General features: G+C 37.1%; 15 protein-coding genes. 1 reads left to right on the top strand and 14 read right to left on the bottom strand.

Going from position 1 to position 17341, the window contains the following annotated elements; all coding sequences use genetic code 11:
• Window positions 1–14 precede the first annotated feature (14 nt).
• From rplI to ACSSV9_RS07280, 8 genes are all read right to left on the bottom strand, one after another.
• Window positions 15–458 (bottom strand): 50S ribosomal protein L9, encoded by a 444-nt coding sequence (rplI, locus tag ACSSV9_RS07245; RefSeq protein ID WP_437346576.1) that lies wholly within the window; start codon window positions 456–458, stop codon window positions 15–17.
• A gap of 11 nt (window positions 459–469) precedes the next feature.
• Window positions 470–682 (bottom strand): 30S ribosomal protein S18, encoded by a 213-nt coding sequence (gene rpsR / locus ACSSV9_RS07250; RefSeq protein WP_014856529.1) that lies wholly within the window; start codon window positions 680–682, stop codon window positions 470–472.
• A 17-nt stretch (window positions 683–699) separates the two neighbouring features.
• Window positions 700–1188 (bottom strand): single-stranded DNA-binding protein, encoded by a 489-nt coding sequence (locus ACSSV9_RS07255; RefSeq protein ID WP_437346577.1) that lies wholly within the window; start codon window positions 1186–1188, stop codon window positions 700–702.
• A gap of 26 nt (window positions 1189–1214) precedes the next feature.
• Window positions 1215–1595 (bottom strand): 30S ribosomal protein S6, encoded by a 381-nt coding sequence (gene rpsF, locus ACSSV9_RS07260; RefSeq protein ID WP_437346578.1) that lies wholly within the window; start codon window positions 1593–1595, stop codon window positions 1215–1217.
• Between the two features lie 144 nt (window positions 1596–1739).
• Window positions 1740–2303 (bottom strand): aminoacyl-tRNA hydrolase, encoded by a 564-nt coding sequence (gene pth / locus ACSSV9_RS07265; RefSeq protein WP_437346579.1) that lies wholly within the window; start codon window positions 2301–2303, stop codon window positions 1740–1742.
• Window positions 2304–2309: 6 nt separating this feature from the next.
• A complete protein-coding gene (locus tag ACSSV9_RS07270) occupies window positions 2310–2945 on the bottom strand; it encodes a 50S ribosomal protein L25 (protein WP_437346580.1) in 636 nt (211 codons plus the stop codon).
• 23 nt (window positions 2946–2968) lie between these two features.
• Window positions 2969–3910, bottom strand: a complete 942-nt coding sequence (locus ACSSV9_RS07275) for a ribose-phosphate diphosphokinase (protein WP_437346581.1) — start codon at window positions 3908–3910, stop codon at window positions 2969–2971.
• Between the two features lie 75 nt (window positions 3911–3985).
• Window positions 3986–4645 carry a hypothetical protein gene (locus tag ACSSV9_RS07280; RefSeq protein WP_437346582.1) on the bottom strand — a complete coding sequence of 220 codons (660 nt, stop codon included), beginning with the start codon at window positions 4643–4645 and terminating at the stop codon, window positions 3986–3988.
• Between the two features lie 128 nt (window positions 4646–4773).
• On the opposite strand from ACSSV9_RS07280, the gene ACSSV9_RS07285 reads away from it, so the two are divergent.
• Window positions 4774–4995, top strand: a complete 222-nt coding sequence (locus ACSSV9_RS07285) for an FmdB family zinc ribbon protein (protein ID WP_437346583.1) — start codon at window positions 4774–4776, stop codon at window positions 4993–4995.
• 34 nt (window positions 4996–5029) lie between these two features.
• Here the strand turns inward: ACSSV9_RS07285 and ACSSV9_RS07290 are convergent, their stop codons facing one another.
• Genes ACSSV9_RS07290 through ACSSV9_RS07315 form a run of 6 tightly spaced genes read right to left on the bottom strand, consistent with a single transcriptional unit; the run spans window position 5030 to window position 17339 of the window.
• Window positions 5030–8194 (bottom strand): peptidase MA family metallohydrolase, encoded by a 3165-nt coding sequence (locus ACSSV9_RS07290; RefSeq protein WP_437346584.1) that lies wholly within the window; start codon window positions 8192–8194, stop codon window positions 5030–5032.
• A gap of 18 nt (window positions 8195–8212) precedes the next feature.
• Window positions 8213–10312, bottom strand: a complete 2100-nt coding sequence (gene rnr / locus ACSSV9_RS07295; RefSeq protein ID WP_437346585.1) for a ribonuclease R — start codon at window positions 10310–10312, stop codon at window positions 8213–8215.
• Window positions 10313–14797, bottom strand: a complete 4485-nt coding sequence (locus ACSSV9_RS07300) for a translocation/assembly module TamB domain-containing protein (protein WP_437346586.1) — start codon at window positions 14795–14797, stop codon at window positions 10313–10315. It abuts the gene before it with no gap.
• Window positions 14797–15273 carry a D-glycero-beta-D-manno-heptose 1-phosphate adenylyltransferase gene (rfaE2, locus tag ACSSV9_RS07305; RefSeq protein ID WP_437346587.1) on the bottom strand — a complete coding sequence of 159 codons (477 nt, stop codon included), beginning with the start codon at window positions 15271–15273 and terminating at the stop codon, window positions 14797–14799. The genes ACSSV9_RS07300 and rfaE2 overlap by 1 nt, the downstream gene beginning before the upstream one ends.
• Window positions 15270–16268 (bottom strand): D-glycero-beta-D-manno-heptose-7-phosphate kinase, encoded by a 999-nt coding sequence (gene rfaE1, locus ACSSV9_RS07310; RefSeq protein WP_437346588.1) that lies wholly within the window; start codon window positions 16266–16268, stop codon window positions 15270–15272. Before rfaE1 ends, rfaE2 begins: the two co-directional genes overlap by 4 nt.
• Window positions 16269–16280: 12 nt before the next feature.
• A complete protein-coding gene (locus ACSSV9_RS07315; RefSeq protein WP_437346589.1) occupies window positions 16281–17339 on the bottom strand; it encodes a ligand-binding sensor domain-containing protein in 1059 nt (352 codons plus the stop codon).
• Window positions 17340–17341: the final 2 nt, after the last annotated feature.

Consider the following 17341-nt stretch of genomic DNA (forward strand, 5'->3'; position numbering starts at 1 on the left):
CCGGCTTTCTAAAACTATTCTCTCACTACCCAGATTTTAACAGTAGCTGTAACGCTGGGATGAAGCTTTATTGAAACGCTATAAATGCCCAAAGCTTTAATCGGTTCGGTAATTTCGATTTTGCGTTTATCGAGGTCAAAACCCTTCTCTTTGAGTGCATCGGCAATCATTTGAGTAGTTACCGAACCAAATATTTTTTCTTCTTCTCCGACTTTTACAGGGATAGAAATGGATACTTTTTCCAATTCAGCAGCCAATGCCTGCGCACTTTCCAATTCCTTAGCTTCTCTTTTGAGAATTTGTTTTTTCTCTTCCTCAAAAGCCCTTATGTTACCTTTAGTTGCCTGATATGCTATCTGTCGGGGAATCAGATAATTACGGGCATAGCCATCTTTAACATTGACTATATCGCCCACATTACCCAATTGACTGAAATTTTTTCTAAGTATAACTTTCATCATTATCTCCTTTACTTAACAGCTTCGGATACAAATGGTAAAATAGCCAGATGTCTTGCTCTTTTGATAGCTCTGACCAATTCTCTGTGCTGCTTTGCACTCAGACCGGTAATGCGACGTGGAATAATTTTTCCCTGGTCGGTCAGGAATTTCTGGAGCTGTTTGGAATCTTTATAATCGATGTATCCTTCAATTACACGTTTTACTCTTTTGGTAGTTTTCATTTTTTAATTAATAACTCCTAATTTTCTTCTCCATTGATTAAATCCGATTCTTCATCGGTTAAGAATTTGTCGAATGAATTATCTTCAAAGCTAGAATCTTCGTTCTCGTCAACTATACTGTCGTTATCCGAAGTGTCTTCTCCGTTGTTTTGTGCTTTGCTGAATTTATTAAGAAATTGAATTCTCTTGGCTTTGATTTCAACTATAGTTCTATTGCGGCCGTCTTCTGTTTTGAAAGTTCTGCTCTGTAATTCGCCGTCAATTAAAACAGCACTTCCTTTTTTCAATCTGTCTCTGCAACTGTCTGCCAGTTTGTTCCATGCTACTACTCCAACATAACATACATCTTCCTGCCATTGATTGCTGCTATCTTTGTATCTTCTATTTGCAGCTATGTGAAAATTAACTACAGGTGTGTTGTTGGATGTTTGTCTGAACACAGGATCTTTGGTTAAATTTCCTGCAACAATAACACTGTTAATTTCTGGCATCTTTAATTCAGCCATCGTAACCTCCATACTTAACTTGTTTTTTATTCTTTACTTTCGTTATTAATTTCGGAGTCGTTTGAGGTTTCATTCTCAGCCGACTCTTTTTTCTTAGCAATTGCTTCTAATGCAAACTTATCGAGTAAAATGGTAAGGAACCGAATTATATTTTCTTCCAGACGATAATTACGCTCGAGTTCTTTGATTGAATCTGTTGGAGCATTAAAACGGAAAATTGCATAATAACCGCTTTTTGCTTTCTGAATTGGATATGCGAGGCGTTTTCTGCCCCACTTATCGATATCGAGTATTTCACCACCGTTAGTCGTGATGATATCTTCGATACGCTTTAGAATAGATTCGATTTGTTCATCTTCAAGTGCAGCATTAATGACAACCACACTTTCGTATGTTCTTATACGCATCTTTTCACCTCCCTTTGGACTTTTAGGCCCCTTAATTCTAATTAATAAGGAGCAGGGTTAATAATTAAAATCAATTAGGCTTCAAAAATACAATAAATTTTAGAGTCGAGCAATATTTTTTTGTACTGTATATTAATCCGATTTTCAGGAAGCAATTTTGCTAAAAGTATCTAACATTGCTTTGTAACCTCCAGTTATAAAATTTTCTACAAGATGGACTGCTAAATCAATTGACGAATCAATCATTTTCAATTCATCTTCGGGGAACGGAGAAAGCACATATTCCGATAGAATTAAATTGCCAGGATTGCCAATGCCGAATCGCAATCTAGGAAAATCGGTTGCTCCCAGTTGTTCTATTATAGATTTGAGGCCATTATGGCCACCATTGCTGCCGCGTTGACGTATTCTTATTTTTCCAATTTTAAGATAGACATCATCTGTAATTACGAGAACTTCTGCAAGAGGGATTTTATATTTATTCAGAAAATCTTTTACAGCGACACCGCTAAGATTCATGAAAGTGGTAGGTTTAACCAAAATAAAATCGGAAGACCCTAATGAGCCTTCCGATTTCAGATAATTGTTTTCACGATTAAAACTAAGTCGATAGACCGAAGCAAAACGGTCTAAAATAATAAATCCAATATTATGTCGTGTATTTGCGTATTCTTTACCGGGATTTCCGAGACCTATTACAGCACGCAATTAAAACTAGTCCTCTGATTCCTCTGACTTACCTTTCGATATAACTTCTGGCTCTCGAGGTTCTTCTGTTTCAGCAACTTGGGTTTCTTCCTGAACTCTTGCATGGACTATAGAAGCAATCACAACCTCTTCGTTATGTTCTATCTTGTACTTATCTGTCATGATATCTTTTACATGAACAGAATCTCCAATTTTTAGATTAGTTATATCTATTGCTATATGTTCTGGAATATTGCCGGGTAGACATTTAATTGTAAGTTTATGTAAAAGTTGCTGGAGAATCCCACCTTCTTTAATGCCTATTGCCGTTCCCTCGAGCACAACTGGTACTTCGACTTCGATTTCATGATCGAGAGATATCCCCATAAAGTCGCAGTGAATCATCTTATCCGTAACGGGGTCGAACTGAACTTCTTTAATAATTGCTTTGCGTGGTTGATCTTCGTCAATAACCAGATTAACAATGTGTGTTTCTGCAGTATAGACTAACGGTCGAAGTGCAGATTCTGTTAAATATAGAGGGATCGGATCCTGACCGCTGATATAAAATATTCCTGGTACGTTACCAGCTTTGCGTAATTTATTCACAGCGCCTTTGGTGGTAAGTACTCTACGTTTTGCTTTGATTGTGAATTCTGACATCGTTTATCACTCCTTGTACTAATTTATTTATCTTTATCTATTTCGAACAATGAACTAATTGATTCATTTCTGTTTGAACGAATTATTGCTTCGGCAAGAAGCGTTGAAGCAGTTCTTACTTCGATTTTTTCACATTTATGTCTTAATGGTATACTGTCTGTTACGTATAATTTATTTAAAGGTGAGGATTCAATTCTTGAAATGGCTTCGCCAGACAATAGAGGATGAGTAACTGCGCCGAAAATTTGATTTGCACCTTTTTCTTTTAATGCTTTCACAGCGGAAACAAAAGTTCCACCAGTATCGATTAAATCGTCAACTATCAAAACATTTTTGCCTTCTACGTCACCAATAAGATGCATTACTTCGACAACATTGTGTCTGGGTCTTCTTTTATCGATGACCACAAGCCCCGCATTTAATCGATTTGCATAAGATCTTGCAAGTTTAATTCCTCCAACATCTGGCGAAACAACGACCAAGTTATCAATCTGGTCTTTAAATAAATGTGTAAAAATTGGGGATGCATACAAGTGGTCGAATGGTATATCGAAAAATCCCTGAATTTGTGCTGCGTGGAGATCCATTGTTATTACACGATCGGCTCCGGCCACGGTAATTAAATTAGCTACCAATTTTGCCGTAATTGAAACGCGTGGTTGGTCCTTTCTATCCTGACGTGCATATCCAAAATAAGGCAAAACAGCAGTCACGCGTTTAGCAGATGCCCTTTTGGCAGCATCGATCATTATTAACAATTCCATTAAATTTTCAGCTGGGGGCTGAGTCGATTGTACAATGTAAATATCCTGTCCACGTATATTCTGGAGAAACTTTACCCAGATTTCCCCGTCGCTAAAACGCCGAATATCAATTTTACCTTCTTTTAAATGAAGATAATTGCAAATTTTTTGCGTAAGCTCAGGATTCGATGTGCCAGAAAATATTAAAGGGACGTTTTCCAATTTCTTAGGCTCGATTTTTTTCTTCTAAAACAAGCCACAAATATAATTAATTACAAGAGGTTAGTCAAACCGATACTATCTTACTCTTTTTGTAAAAAGAAATACTATCACGGTCAGTAAAACCAAAAGAGCAGCATAATAAATCCAGGACGGTGTTTCTTTTAATTTAAATGGTCTATAAGTAGCTGTTATATATTTGCCTGTTCCGATTTCATTAAGAGAATATTTCCAGGTTAATTTATTACGTGTAATTTCGGTTGCATTATGGCTAAGAATTTCTCCCGGCAGGTAATAGATGAATGTAAGTGAAAAGTTGCTGCTTTCGAATCCGAAGCCGGTTGCAATTGGCTTGATAAACTGGGAAAATACTTTTGTTTTGTCGTCAATATCTTTTATGCTGAGTTTGGAATCCCTGAAGATGGGCGTGAGGTTAAGAGAATCGAGGTTTGTAAACTCAAATTCAATCTGCGCATGAATTGTGCTGTCATTGAAATCACGATAGGTTGCCACGCTTGTCAATTTGTTAAATTCTGAAGTAAATTCCTTACGAATTGAATCCTGATTGAAAAGTCCTAATTGCTCGACGATAATTGAATCTCTTTGAGATGTCCATTTCATCCAGTAATGAATGAACATTTTTCCTGAGCCGTCTGTTTTGATGGTAGTTACTTGAGTGTAATTAAGACACCCAGTGAAAGCTGTAGAGAGCAAAAAGAGTAATATGAATTTTTTCATAGAGTCATCATATTTTTTATGAATCAAATATGCAAAAAATCTATCTAATAAACGTAGTGTTTTTATCAACTAATGTTATTATTTTAGAAAGTTAAATTTACTGTGTTTGTGACAAATGAGGAGTAATTATGCCCACATACGAATATAAGTGTAATGATTGCGGTTATTTGTTTGAAGAATTTCAAAAAATTTCAGACGAACCACTCAGCACATGCCCCAAATGTGGTGGCACTGTTAAGAGGCTTATTGGAGCCGGAGCAGGGCCAATTTTCAAAGGAAGTGGATTTTATCACACAGATTACAAAGTCAAATCCAGTTCCTCAGGAAAAGACAATTCTAAAAAAGATTAACTAAGGAGAGCTGTCTATGAAAAAGGCAGCTCTCTTAAAAGTCCAATCCTATCGAAAGGTAATATCTTGGTTTAGAAAAACCTTCCAGATTCCATTTCCAGGCTATATCAATCTTCCATAGGAAGAGCATGTAAATTCTGAAACCAACACCTGTACCAAGGAGCAAGTCGTCTGTTACCAGAGTGCCATTCTCGTTGCGTCCGAATAATTTTAATTTAGAATTGTCCGTCCATGCCGTACCTGCATCGAGAAAAGCAGTGCCAAGAATATTCTGGAAGAAAAGGGGGAGGGGACCGGTAAGCAGATAACGAATTAACGGCATTCTCAGCTCTAAGTTGAGAAGAGAATATTTTGTCCCAATTTGCTCGGCATAATCGTAACCTCTCATCGGCATAGCCGGCGACAAGAATGCAAAGTCGGCGGCCGATTCTACGGGCACATCCTGTGTGGCAAAACTTCTGTTAATCCAGTTTTCTGTGCCACCCATAAAGAATCTTTGCGGATTGCCACCGCCAGAATAACCACCTGAGAGGCGTATTGCAAAGGAGTTGTCGAAGAAGAATCTGAAATATTTTCTGTAATCCCAATTAATAGAATAGAAACTTTGTCTTGTGTTGAAAAGACCTGCATTCCCGAATAGTGTGATCGAATAACGGGTACCTTCAATAGGTGACGTGTAACCCCATAATGAATTATCGTGAACAAAACTGACAGCCGGTACTGTATAAGTCGATTTATCCACTGGTTCGTAGTAGTTATCCAGATTTTCAGCCGTAACATTCATTACACTGAACGAACCGTCTATCCGATAAAAACGATTGAGTGGATAGCTGAAAGATGTTACCAGTCCCAGATTGCGGAATCGATAAAGCTCATATCCGAAAAAGGTTGTCCTGTAAAGAAAACGAGCCGTATGAAACGCTTCAATTCCGAAATCCAGACGTTTTTCGAGGTAATAATAAGCAAGCCCATAATCGCTGTTTTTTAAGTCAACCTGCAAACTAGTAATTCCAATCAAGCGGTGATTGCCAAGTACATCACTGAACGAAAGGACTGTTGTACCCAATAATCCATAAAGTGTACTGTAGCCGGCATTTGCATAAATTAAATCGGGTGTAAAATTAACTTTGTACCTGTTAACGAGAAAATTACCTTCGTCGTCGAGTTTCTCTGTAAATAATTTTTGTCTTGCTATTACTTGTGTAGTATCGTTTGCATCGATTTTTCCAAAGACATATCTGCTTAAATCATAACTCGTTGTATCCTTATCTTCTTTTTCTTTATACTGCCCTATGAAAAATTTAGGAGTAGTTCTGTTATCAGTTGAATCGGGCTCGGTTTCTTTCGTTAAATTCAATGAATCAATTTCAAGGGAATCGCTCAAAACAAAAACATCTTTTCTAAACAACGACTCCATAAATTTTGTCGGCTTCAAGGAGTCAGAAGCAGGATGGATGTCGAAAGGATTATTCAGCATAAAAAGATTGTAGCCCTGTTTGTAAAGCGCAGTGAATACAAGTTTTTTCCCATCATAAGAAATTGAAGGCTGGCTGACTTCACAAAGTGAATTCGTAATTGGATAGGCTTTTATTTTAACTATCGACTCGGTAGAATCGGGAACAATCTTTTTGCGGTAAATATTATTTATACCGTTTCTGTCCGATATGAAAAGAATTTCTTTACCATCGGGCGATAATTCTGGATACCTTTCATTACTTAAATCCCAGTCCGTTATCCTATCGATTTTGTAGGAATCGACATCAACAATGTAAAGATCAAGTTGACTATAATTGTGATTGCTCATCATAAAATCACTCGGAATCATATCGGGATTGATATATTCTCGGCGGTCGGAAGAAAAAATTATTTTTCTTGCATCGGGAGTCCATTTCGGGTCGGTATCGCTGAAAATGTCGTTGGTCACATTAATCAGTTGTTTCTTGTCAAAGTCGTAGCAATAAATATCGGATTGCTTTTCATTATGTGCCGAGAAAGCAATTTTTTTCCCGTCGCGAGACCAATCGACCGATTCGATACCGGGCAATCGAAAAGGTAATTCTTCTACTTCGCCAGTTTCTGTATTAATGACGGATATTACGTCGTAACCTTTACTTTTTGTTGAAAGTGCAATATGGATATTATCTGGTGCCCATGTAAGGGATGGATAAAGAATGTTTAGTTCTTCAAAGTCCGCAGTCTTACCACTTTCAACTACCTTTTTAATGATTTTTCCTTCGATAGCGTCCATTATATAAACATCGAGGAAAATATCGCGGTCAGAAATAAAAGCAATTTTATCACCCTGAGGGGAAAGTGCCGGGCTTGTGTTATAAAAGCCGTACTGTTTTTCGTTATCAGTTAATCTTTTTGCAAATTCATCGGGATCTTTGTAATTAGCAATATCGGGCCAATAATCTTTTTTTAGACTTTTTTTCCATCTTTCATTTAACTCTTCGAGGTCGATTCCAAGCGAAGCCTTCATGGCTGCTTCGAGCGAGCCGAGTCCCTGAATTTTATTAATCAATTCTCCCAGTTTTTCTCTTCCATATGTATCGGCGATATACTTAAAGACGGATTGTCCGCCTCTGTAACCGAGATAACCACTAAGTCCCTGAATATCGGGTAAAACCTCGCTGATTATGGCATTTCTGATGAACATGTCAGTATAAGTTTCCCAGCCTTGCGAAAAGTACTCGGCAGTTCCTTCCATGAACCAATGTGGCAATTGCAGTGTAATCCCTTTTGAAATAATATTTTGAATTGACCCGCCGAAATAGAGGTCCTGCATAACGGCGTGCACAAGTTCGTGGTGTATGACGTGTCTAAATTTTTCATAAGAACCTTCGAAGGGGATAACTACTCTATTTTTAAACGGTTCGGTAAAACCACCAACTCCCTGACCTGTATACTCATCAGTTACGTTGGTTTCCTGAAAATCATTGTGAGAATTATAAATTATTAAAATAATCCTGTTGTTGATCTGGTAATTAAAATCATCTTCAATTCTTTGCAATGCATCTTCAGCAGCCGAAGCTGTAAATTCCGCTACTGTTTCGCCGCCTCCGGCAAAATAGATGTCGAAGTGTTTTGTCTGGATGTAATACCAGTCATAGGTTTTATATTGAACCTTATTTTGCCCGAACTGCGGGTAAACTACGACTTGAATAAACAAAAGGAATATCAAAATGAATTTTTTCATCGTCTTAACTCCAGACAATTAATCGATTAAAATAAAGTCAATTTCTCGTTTTTCTTCATCCAGTCGAATAAGTTGAACTCTGATTTTATCGCCGAGCCGAATACTTCTGCCTGTACGTTTACCAATTAGCATATAATTTTTTTCATCGAATATGTAGTAGTCGTCTTCCATGTCTTTCAATTTTATCAAACCTTCTGCCAGCGTGTCTTTCAATTCGACGAAAATGCCGAAGTTTGTAATTCCCGATACAACGCCTTCAAATTCATCACCGAGTTTACTTTGCAGATATTCAATTTGTTTCAGTTTTACGGATAATCTTTCAGCGTTCATTGCATCTCGCTCGCGGGCAGAAATATAATCGCAAATCTCCTCGAGCTCTTCAATCTTGTAGTTGGTTTTTTTGTTATTTGAATAATCATATATCAGTTTATGTACCATCAGGTCGGCAAAGCGTCTTATTGGAGAAGTAAAATGAGTATAATCCTTAAAGCCAAGACCATAATGACCGATATTGTTTGTCGAGTAGACTGCTTTAGCCATCGACCTGATTGCAACTTCATTTATAACAGCTTCTTCTTCGCTTCCTTTGACAGATTCGAGAAGTTTTTGAAATTCCATCGGCTTGTTAGCAGAATTCGGGTCAAACGAGTATCCCAGGGATTTGATGAATCGCGCAAATTCTTTAATCTTGTCTGGATCTGGTACGTCATGAACCCTGTAAATAAAGGGATAATCATTCGATTTATTTTTTCGTGCAATTTTTATATGGCGCGCCACTATTTGATTTGCTAACAACATGAATTCTTCTACAAGATTGTTGCTTTCTTTTATCTCCTTTATACGGATATCAATAGGTTTACCATTTTTATCCAGTTTAAAGACAACTTCAGGCTTGAAGAAGTTTATACTGCCTCTTTTAGTTCTTTTCTGTCTTAGTTTTTTTGCAATTTTATTTAACAGAAGAAGCTCGTCTTTAAAGTCTCCGGTACCTGTATCAAGAATTTCCTGCACTTCATCATAAGTAAAACGTCGCTTGCTCTGAATGATTGTTTTTACAATTTCATAGCTTTCTACTTTGGCATTTGGAGTCATCTGGACGATTACAGAGTAAGTAAGTCGATCAACATCTGGATTAAGCGAACAAATTTCATTGGATAATTTTTCGGGCAACATTGGAATGACTTTGCCGACAAGGTAAACGCTATTGCCTCTTTCCAGTGCTTCTTCAAAAAGATATGAATTTTCATCGACATAATAACTTACGTCTGCAATATGAATTCCCACCTCGAAATTTCCATTTGGCAGTGTCTCAATTGAGAGCGCATCGTCGAAATCTTTTGCATCTTCCGGGTCAATTGTAAAAACATTTTTATCTCTTAAATCGATACGCCGGGCAATCTCTTCCTCGGGAATTTTATCGGGTATGGAATTAGCCTCCTTTAATACCTTTTTCGGGAATTTGTATTTAAGTCCCAATTCTCTGGCAATTGAAGCGATTTCGGTATCGTATAATCCCGCTTTGCCGAGCACTTCAATAATCTCGCCTTCCGGATTGAGGTTGTGGGATTCCCAGATGATATTGCCTGCAACAACCTTATCACCGATTTGAGCCCCTTTGAGTTTTGACGGTGGAATATAAATATCGCGATGTATATTCGGGTCGTCGGGTTCTAAGAAAAAGAAAGAGTCACTTTTTTTCAAAGTTCCAACTATCTCTTTGCGTTTCCTTTCAAGAACATTTGTAATAATACCCTCGATATTTTTGCCTCGTCGCTTTTCGAGCAATTTAACTTCAACTAAATCGCCGTCCATAGCTGTGTTGAGGTTTTTGCCGGCTACAAATATGTCGTTCCTTTTCATGTTTTTCAGAACTACAAAACCGTAAGCCCCGTTTTCGACTATTTGAAGAGTCCCAATCAAATTTTTATTTCCACCTGAATTTAGCTGATAACGTTTGCCCAGCTTGGTTAAAAATTGTTCCTCTGTGAGTTTGAAAAGAACATGTTTCAATTCGGCGTACTGATGCTCGGTGATAATGTTCAATTCTCTGGCTAAATCTTTGGCTTTTATTTTTAGCCCGGGATGCCTTTTAAAGAAGGCTTTGACGTTGTTTTTCATTTAGAATTCGAATTTATATTTTAATGCAAGTTCATTTACTTTTTCGTCCAGACCCGGAGTTTGAATAATCGGATCTTTACGTTCCAACCTGATAAGGAAACTCGGGTTAAATGGATATTCAATTTTTATATTGGCTTTGTTTATATTTTGAAAAACCTCAGTAGTACCGCCGAAACTGTAACGCAAGTTCTGAATTTTTCCGGAAAAACGAAACTTAGTTTGCTCGCCAGTTCTACTGATTTGAATATTGTTAACGAGATCTCCTACTGCCGAGTTCACAAAATTCGTTAAGAGGGAACCGAGAAAAGATGTGGCTGTACTCTGAAAATCGCTCAATATTCCGGCTGTTTCTGCTCTGTCCTCAGCGGTTAAGTCGTTTTTAAATTTGCCGAACAAAATAAAAGAAAATGCATCCGAGTAGTCGTATTTAGTTTCGCGTACGTTGTTTTGAATATTTTTTTTGCCCACATAAATTGCAATGCTTTCGGAATTGTTTACCAGATTTCTACCGATAGACGACAGGGGGCCTTTTATGAAAATTTTAATTGCCACTTCCTCAGGCGTGGCATTCGGGTCAGAAGGCGGCACATAATCGTTTTGATAAGTTGCAGTTATGTCCAGATAAGGTTCCGAGATGCTGCTTTCAAAACGGATAAATCCTTCAGCGTCGAATGTTTTGAAGAATTCCAGCTTTGAGCCGTTTAACAGTTCGAATACTCCTTGAGCTCTTGTATTTCCGGAAAGACTCTCGTAAGTCATATCTCCCCTGGTTTCTACAATGAGTTTTTGATTTGCAACCTGTGATAGAATAAAGACAAGTTGCGCACGGTCTGGAACGCGTATTCCCAACGAGTAATCGACGTTAATCGAAGATTCTCTGCTGATCATTAAATCTTTGCGTATTTTTTTCTCTTGTTCGAGGACTTCTTGAAACTTTAACAGCTCTTTGTCGATTTTTGATGAGTCGACCAGGAAAACAATTCGATAATCATTTTTCTGCGTTCCACCTGTTTCTTCTCCCAATGTATAAAATAGATTAGCATTATCGACCACTACATTACCCTGAATAAAGATACGATCGTCTCGCCAGGTTAATAACCATTCGGGGTCGGTTTCAATTGTAAGGTTACCATACATTTGTGGACTTACGGCTTTCGAATTTTCATTCAATATCGTTAACTTACCTCTGGCTTTAACTGACAAATTTTTCAATGAAAATCCTTCCATAAGGATTGAGCCTATACCGTAAATAGTACCACCACTTTTTGTACCTCCAGTATTTGAGATGTAGAGTGTGTCGATATCAACTTTTTGTTCGTTTAGTCTAAAATGGAGACCAAAATTATAGTTGATATTATTTGCCAGGAATTTGAATGAACCGTTAATTATCGATAAATTACCGTAGTATCGGGGATTGTCGATTCGCCCTCGTAGTTTAATATCGGATAGAAGTAGCCCATCCTGCTCTTCGATTCCCGGCAGAATTTTACCAAGCGTTTTTAAATTAAAATTGTCGGAGAAAATACTAATACTCATTTCTTTATCTGCTGGCACTCTTTCATCAACTTTCGTAAATGCAAGGTCGTATGGAATTGTTCCCTTGATCGTCATAACAGGTTTGTTGTAATTGAAAGTTGAATCCATAAAGACAAAATCGACACTGATAATTTTATCTCCGTAGCTTAAATTGCCTTCCATTTTCCCTAAGTTATAATCCGAGTAATAGATTGACTTGAAATCAATTTTTGATTTAATTAATGGCGAATTCAGACTACCTCCAATATCGGCACTTAAATTGCAATTAATATTGAGTAAAGGATCTTCACCGCCGAGGAAGTATGAGCTTAAAATTTTTCCCGACAGTTTCTTCAGTTCGATTGAAATTTTCTGGTTACTTCTGCTATCAACAAATCCCGAAGCAGCTAGGAAAGTTGTATCGCTCCACAGATTCAGGTTGTCAAAACGGAAATTGTTGTCGTCATAAACAGCTTTGATAGTGTCCTTGTTTTTCCACTCGATCTCTTTATATCGAACTACCAGGTTACTAATGTTGAAATATTTTGTCGTTGGGGTTGTGGTAAGGTATCCTTCTGCATGAGCAGAGGCATAGTCTTCAATGTCTGCCGATAGGTTATAAAACAATTTGCTCTGGTTGAAAACAAGGTCGGCGGTTATATTCTCAACATTTGTTCCGCTGTAAAATCGTTTCGATGTAAACGATGCTATTCCGAATAATTTATCGAATGAATTATAATAATTGTTTCTTATGAAATTGATATCGGCATCAACATCGGAAAGATAGATTGTTGACTTTTTATCCAGAAGAATAACATAATCAAGATTCATTGAAGTGTTTATGGAAAAATTAGGCGACTTGTTTCTTACAGTGCCATATCCGGTGCCTGAAATATCGAGATTCTCCTTTCCGATCAGCGCAGCAACCAGTTCAAAATTCTTGAATGTAAAATTAAACTCGAATTCTATCTCTTTTTTAATTACGTCGGGCAATTCTATTTCCATTGAATCTGAAACCTCTTCACTGTATACAATATTAATTGGGTTTACGTTTTCAATTTTCTCCCTGAAAATTTTTATGATTGTATTCGTCTGGTAATTAATGAGAGCTATGGCATCATTTAAGGAAAAATTACCTTCAATGTTGAAATCCAATAAGTCGGAGTTGATATTGATGGCACGGTAATCTTTTCTGTTGGAGAGTTTTAAATCCAGATTTGCATAGTCAATGAACTTATCGTTAATTGAAGAAGAATCGATTCCAAAGGAGAATGTTCCTTTTATACTATCGGGATTGAAGTGTACGCCATCGGCTTTAAAATAGAAATTCAAGTCGCTTTTGTAGTTCTCGTCGTTGTAAAATCTCGATAGATCAAGATTATTCAGTCTACCGACGAGGAAATATTTAGGTATGTATTCAGGAAGAAATGTAAGATTACCTTTAATGTCGAGCTGAGCCGCTGTTCCCGATGCTACGGCTTCGAGTTCAATTTCGCCGTTAGAGGCTGTCGAATTTATTTTATAATTCGATATCGGAATATTATTGATATCTGAATCAGTGCCTTCGAGTTTTAATAAAGTGTTGAGAGTGTTTAAGTTAAACGAACTGCCTGCAATTTCTCCTTTGCCGTTTATGCGTGTCGGTATGTTAATAACGGGCTGTAGATTTAGATTTTTTGTTATAAAATTAATTTTATACTCCACCGGGCTTTTGTTCAGATTCAATAAGCAATCGATGTCAAGCTTCTGATTCCTTCCTGTTTCTGCACTCAGCCTGGCTTTGAAATTTGTAGGATAACCGTGATAATCGATGTTTAACTTTGCAAGCTCGAGGTTATTAAAATGTGGAAGATTCAAAGACGGAAGCAAACTCAATACATTTTTATAAACTATGGAAGAATTCTTAATATTTGCATCGATGTACAATTCCGATGGACGGTGTAAATTTTTGAGATAACCATTAAGATTTAGTTCAGTATCAGAATATCTGAGAGAAAGTTTGTCAATTTTAATATTGCCAAATACGCCCCCTGCTTCGAGTGTGAGTGATGGTTTGCCTTTAAGAATTTCCGTGCTGCCGACGAACGAAGAAAGGTCGTCGAAGTCAAAGGCTTTTATTTCAGCTTTCAATCCTACTGGATATGACTCAAAATCAGACAAATTAATTTTGCTGAAAATATTCAGACTGTCGAAGCGGGCGCTTATTTTGACTTCCGAGCGACCTGTCAGAATATTGAGGTTTTTAACCGATGCATATTTACTTGTTACTTCGAAAATGCCACTGAGATTGTTTATCAAAAAGTTATTGAAATTGCCCGCCATTGACATCGACTTGATGTTCAGCATATAAGCTTTTTCGGAAGGGGAGGCAAAAGCTGCCGCATCGAAATTCAGGTTCTCGATTCTCAAGTCGTCGGTATTTAATATTTTATAATCGGAAACTGAACCGCGATAATTATATTTCTGCATTCTGAAATTTACATTAACCAGACTTATTCGAGGGGCAATTATTTTGAATGTAAACTCGGATTTAGTTTCCTTTTCTTCTTTTGGTTTGAATAAAGCAGAAAAATTCCATTCACCGTTTTTATCCTGTAATAGATTTATTGAGGCGTTCCTTAATTCAACTTCTCTTATATAAATTCTTTTCAATAATAGTTGTAATGGGCTGGTTTTGATTATCAATTTTTCTGCGTTGAGTAAAGTATCTGAACCGGTTGTCAAATGAGGTTTGTTGATAAAAACAGAGGTTAAGATTGTTCCTTCAATATTCTCAATTGATAATTTTGCATCTGTATTCGAATTGACAATTTTTACAAGATTATCCTTGATAAAATTTCGAAATGTACGTGTTTGAGAAAAGCCGATGAAAAGAATAATCAGTCCGATAAATAGCAATCCAGCTGCAATAAAAATGTTTACAATTCTTCTGAACAATGACTTTTTTGATTTGTTCTTTTCCGCCGGCATTATTTATACCGCTCTAAAATAGTATTGATAATATTAGAGGTAGATTGAATGTTGACAAATTCAATGGTCTCAACTTTGCCGCCATTGCTTTCAACAATATCTGCTCCAACAATTTTATCTTTTGACCAATCGGCTCCTTTTACAAGAATATCGGGTACTATTTTTTTAATTATCTCGTAAGGAGTATCTTCCTCAAATACTGTTACAAAGTCGACGGGTTTGAGATTCGAAACAATAAATGTACGCTCTTTCTGATTTAGTATTGGTCGTTTTTCTCCTTTAATTCTCCTGACGGATTCGTCCGAGTTAATTGCTACAATTAAAATATCACCGAGTTGTTTTGCTTTAATAAGGTAATCAACATGACCGGCATGAATTATGTCAAAGCAACCATTTGTGAAAACAACCTTTTTGCCTTGCATGGCTAATTGTTTTCGGATAAGTAGAAGCTCCTCGTGCGATAAAATAATGTTCATTTTTTCAACTCTTCCTTAACTGCAGAAATTAAATCATCGATATTAATAGGAACTATTCCGACTTCCTGACATACTATACCGCCTGCATAATTTGCAAGATAAGCTGCATTATAAATATCAACACCTGCAGCCAGCGCTATTGTGATTGTTGATATCACGGTATCGCCCGCGCCGGATACATCTGCTACCTTTCGGGCTTTAGTAGGCACTCTTTTCTCTGGCTTTCCTTTTTCAAATAAGGCAATACCTGCTTCGCCTAAAGTTAGCAAAATATAACGAGCATTTAAACTGTGCAGTAATTTTTCTCCAGCTTCAGAAATATCATCATCATTTTTGAGTTTCATACTCAAGGCGTCTTCAGTTTCTTTTCTGTTCGGTTTGAAAACAGTTACGTTTTTATATTCAAAGAAGTTATTGAATTTAGGGTCTACGGTAACAATTTTATTTTCCTCGTTAGCCTTTTTAATTACTTCTCTTATAAGGTTTTGTGTAAGAACGCCTTTGTTGTAATCCTGCAGAATTATTGCGTCGATGTTTGAAAAGTCATGTTTAATATAATCGATAATTTTTTTTTCTAACTGTCTTGATAGCGGTGCGGTCGATTCTTTATCGATTCGTACAACTTGTTGGCTGTGGGCAATAACACGCGTTTTGGAAGTGGTAGGTCTCGATTTGTCCGTAAAAATTGCTTCATCGGAAATGTTCGCTTCCCTCATCAACTTTTTGAGTAGTTTCCCTTCGGCGTCGTCACCAATAATTCCGATGGGTAAAGGTATTCCGCCGAGCGTTAAAATATTGTAAGCTACGTTTAATGCGCCACCAAATCTCATAAATTCATTTTCTACTTCTACTATTGGGACAGGTGCTTCTGGAGATATTCTGCTGACTTTCCCTTGGAAATAACTGTCGAGCATCATGTCGCCGATAACCGCAATTCGTTTGTTTCTGAATTTATCCTTCAGGGTCATAAGCTGTTTGTGAGAAATATTTAACATTTTATCAAGCTCCTATTTCCATTGTGCAAATTCGTTTTTGAAATTGATACGGATTAGACCGTCACTGGTTCCGAGCCATAGATAGCTGCCATCGAAAAAAAGTTTATTTATTGTGGAGGGTATCCTGCTGTCCCGAACGGGAATGATCTGATTGTTTAATCTATTAATCAATACAAGTCCTCTGCCATAAGGTTCTTTTGTCTGAACGCCAAATTGATATAGCGAAGCGCAGATGTAATTCCCAATAAGTGTAAGGTCGTATATGCCATTTCCTGTAAGTCCGTTCGTGACGTCAAAACGTAACCAGTCATTGATTCTATCGTATCTGAATAATCCGCCGGTATTGAATTCAGGGCGTTCTTCGGTGATAAATTCATCGAGTCCTATCCATAAATAATTTCGTTCTGAAAGGATAGATGAAATTGAGATTTGTTCTCCTTCGCCGTTGAAGTAATTAAGCTTGTTGTCGAAAAATATAATTGCCGAGGGGTCAGTCAGTTCCTTCGATTTGTCGTATCTGTGCAGGCCGGCTTCGGTTCCGAACCATACCAGCGAATCACCTTCGACCTTGATAGTCTTAATTGTGTTGGATTGGTTATTGCCGCCAACTGTCAAGTCGTAATCTATATATCTACGAGTTTTTAGATCGTACTTTGTTAGATATTTAAATCTGCCGATCCAGACAACGTTTTCATACCGGTCATATTCGATGGAACGAATCCAGTTAGCTAACTGTCCACCCAATCCGAATTTTCTTTTCGACCAGCTTTTCCTTTTTTTGTCGTATGTGAATAATCCATCTATTGAGCCAGCCCAAACATAATCTTTATTTGAAGTTATGCAGAAAAAATAATCGTGCTGAATGTTTCCCTTCGAAGTTGCAAAATGTTCCCATCGATCGTTTCTATATAAGAAAATACCACTTCCATTTGTAGTAACCCACAAATCATTACCATCTTTATGAATGTCTGTAATGTTAGTTCCTTTTAAAAAAAAATCGAAGTTGTTGCTTTCAGATTGTGCAACAAGCAACGAAGCAAAAAACAGAAAGTAAAAAATTATTTTTTTCATAA

The sequence above is a fragment of the Melioribacter sulfuriphilus genome, assembly GCF_051488685.1.
Lineage (GTDB): Bacteria > Bacteroidota > Ignavibacteria > Ignavibacteriales > Melioribacteraceae > Melioribacter.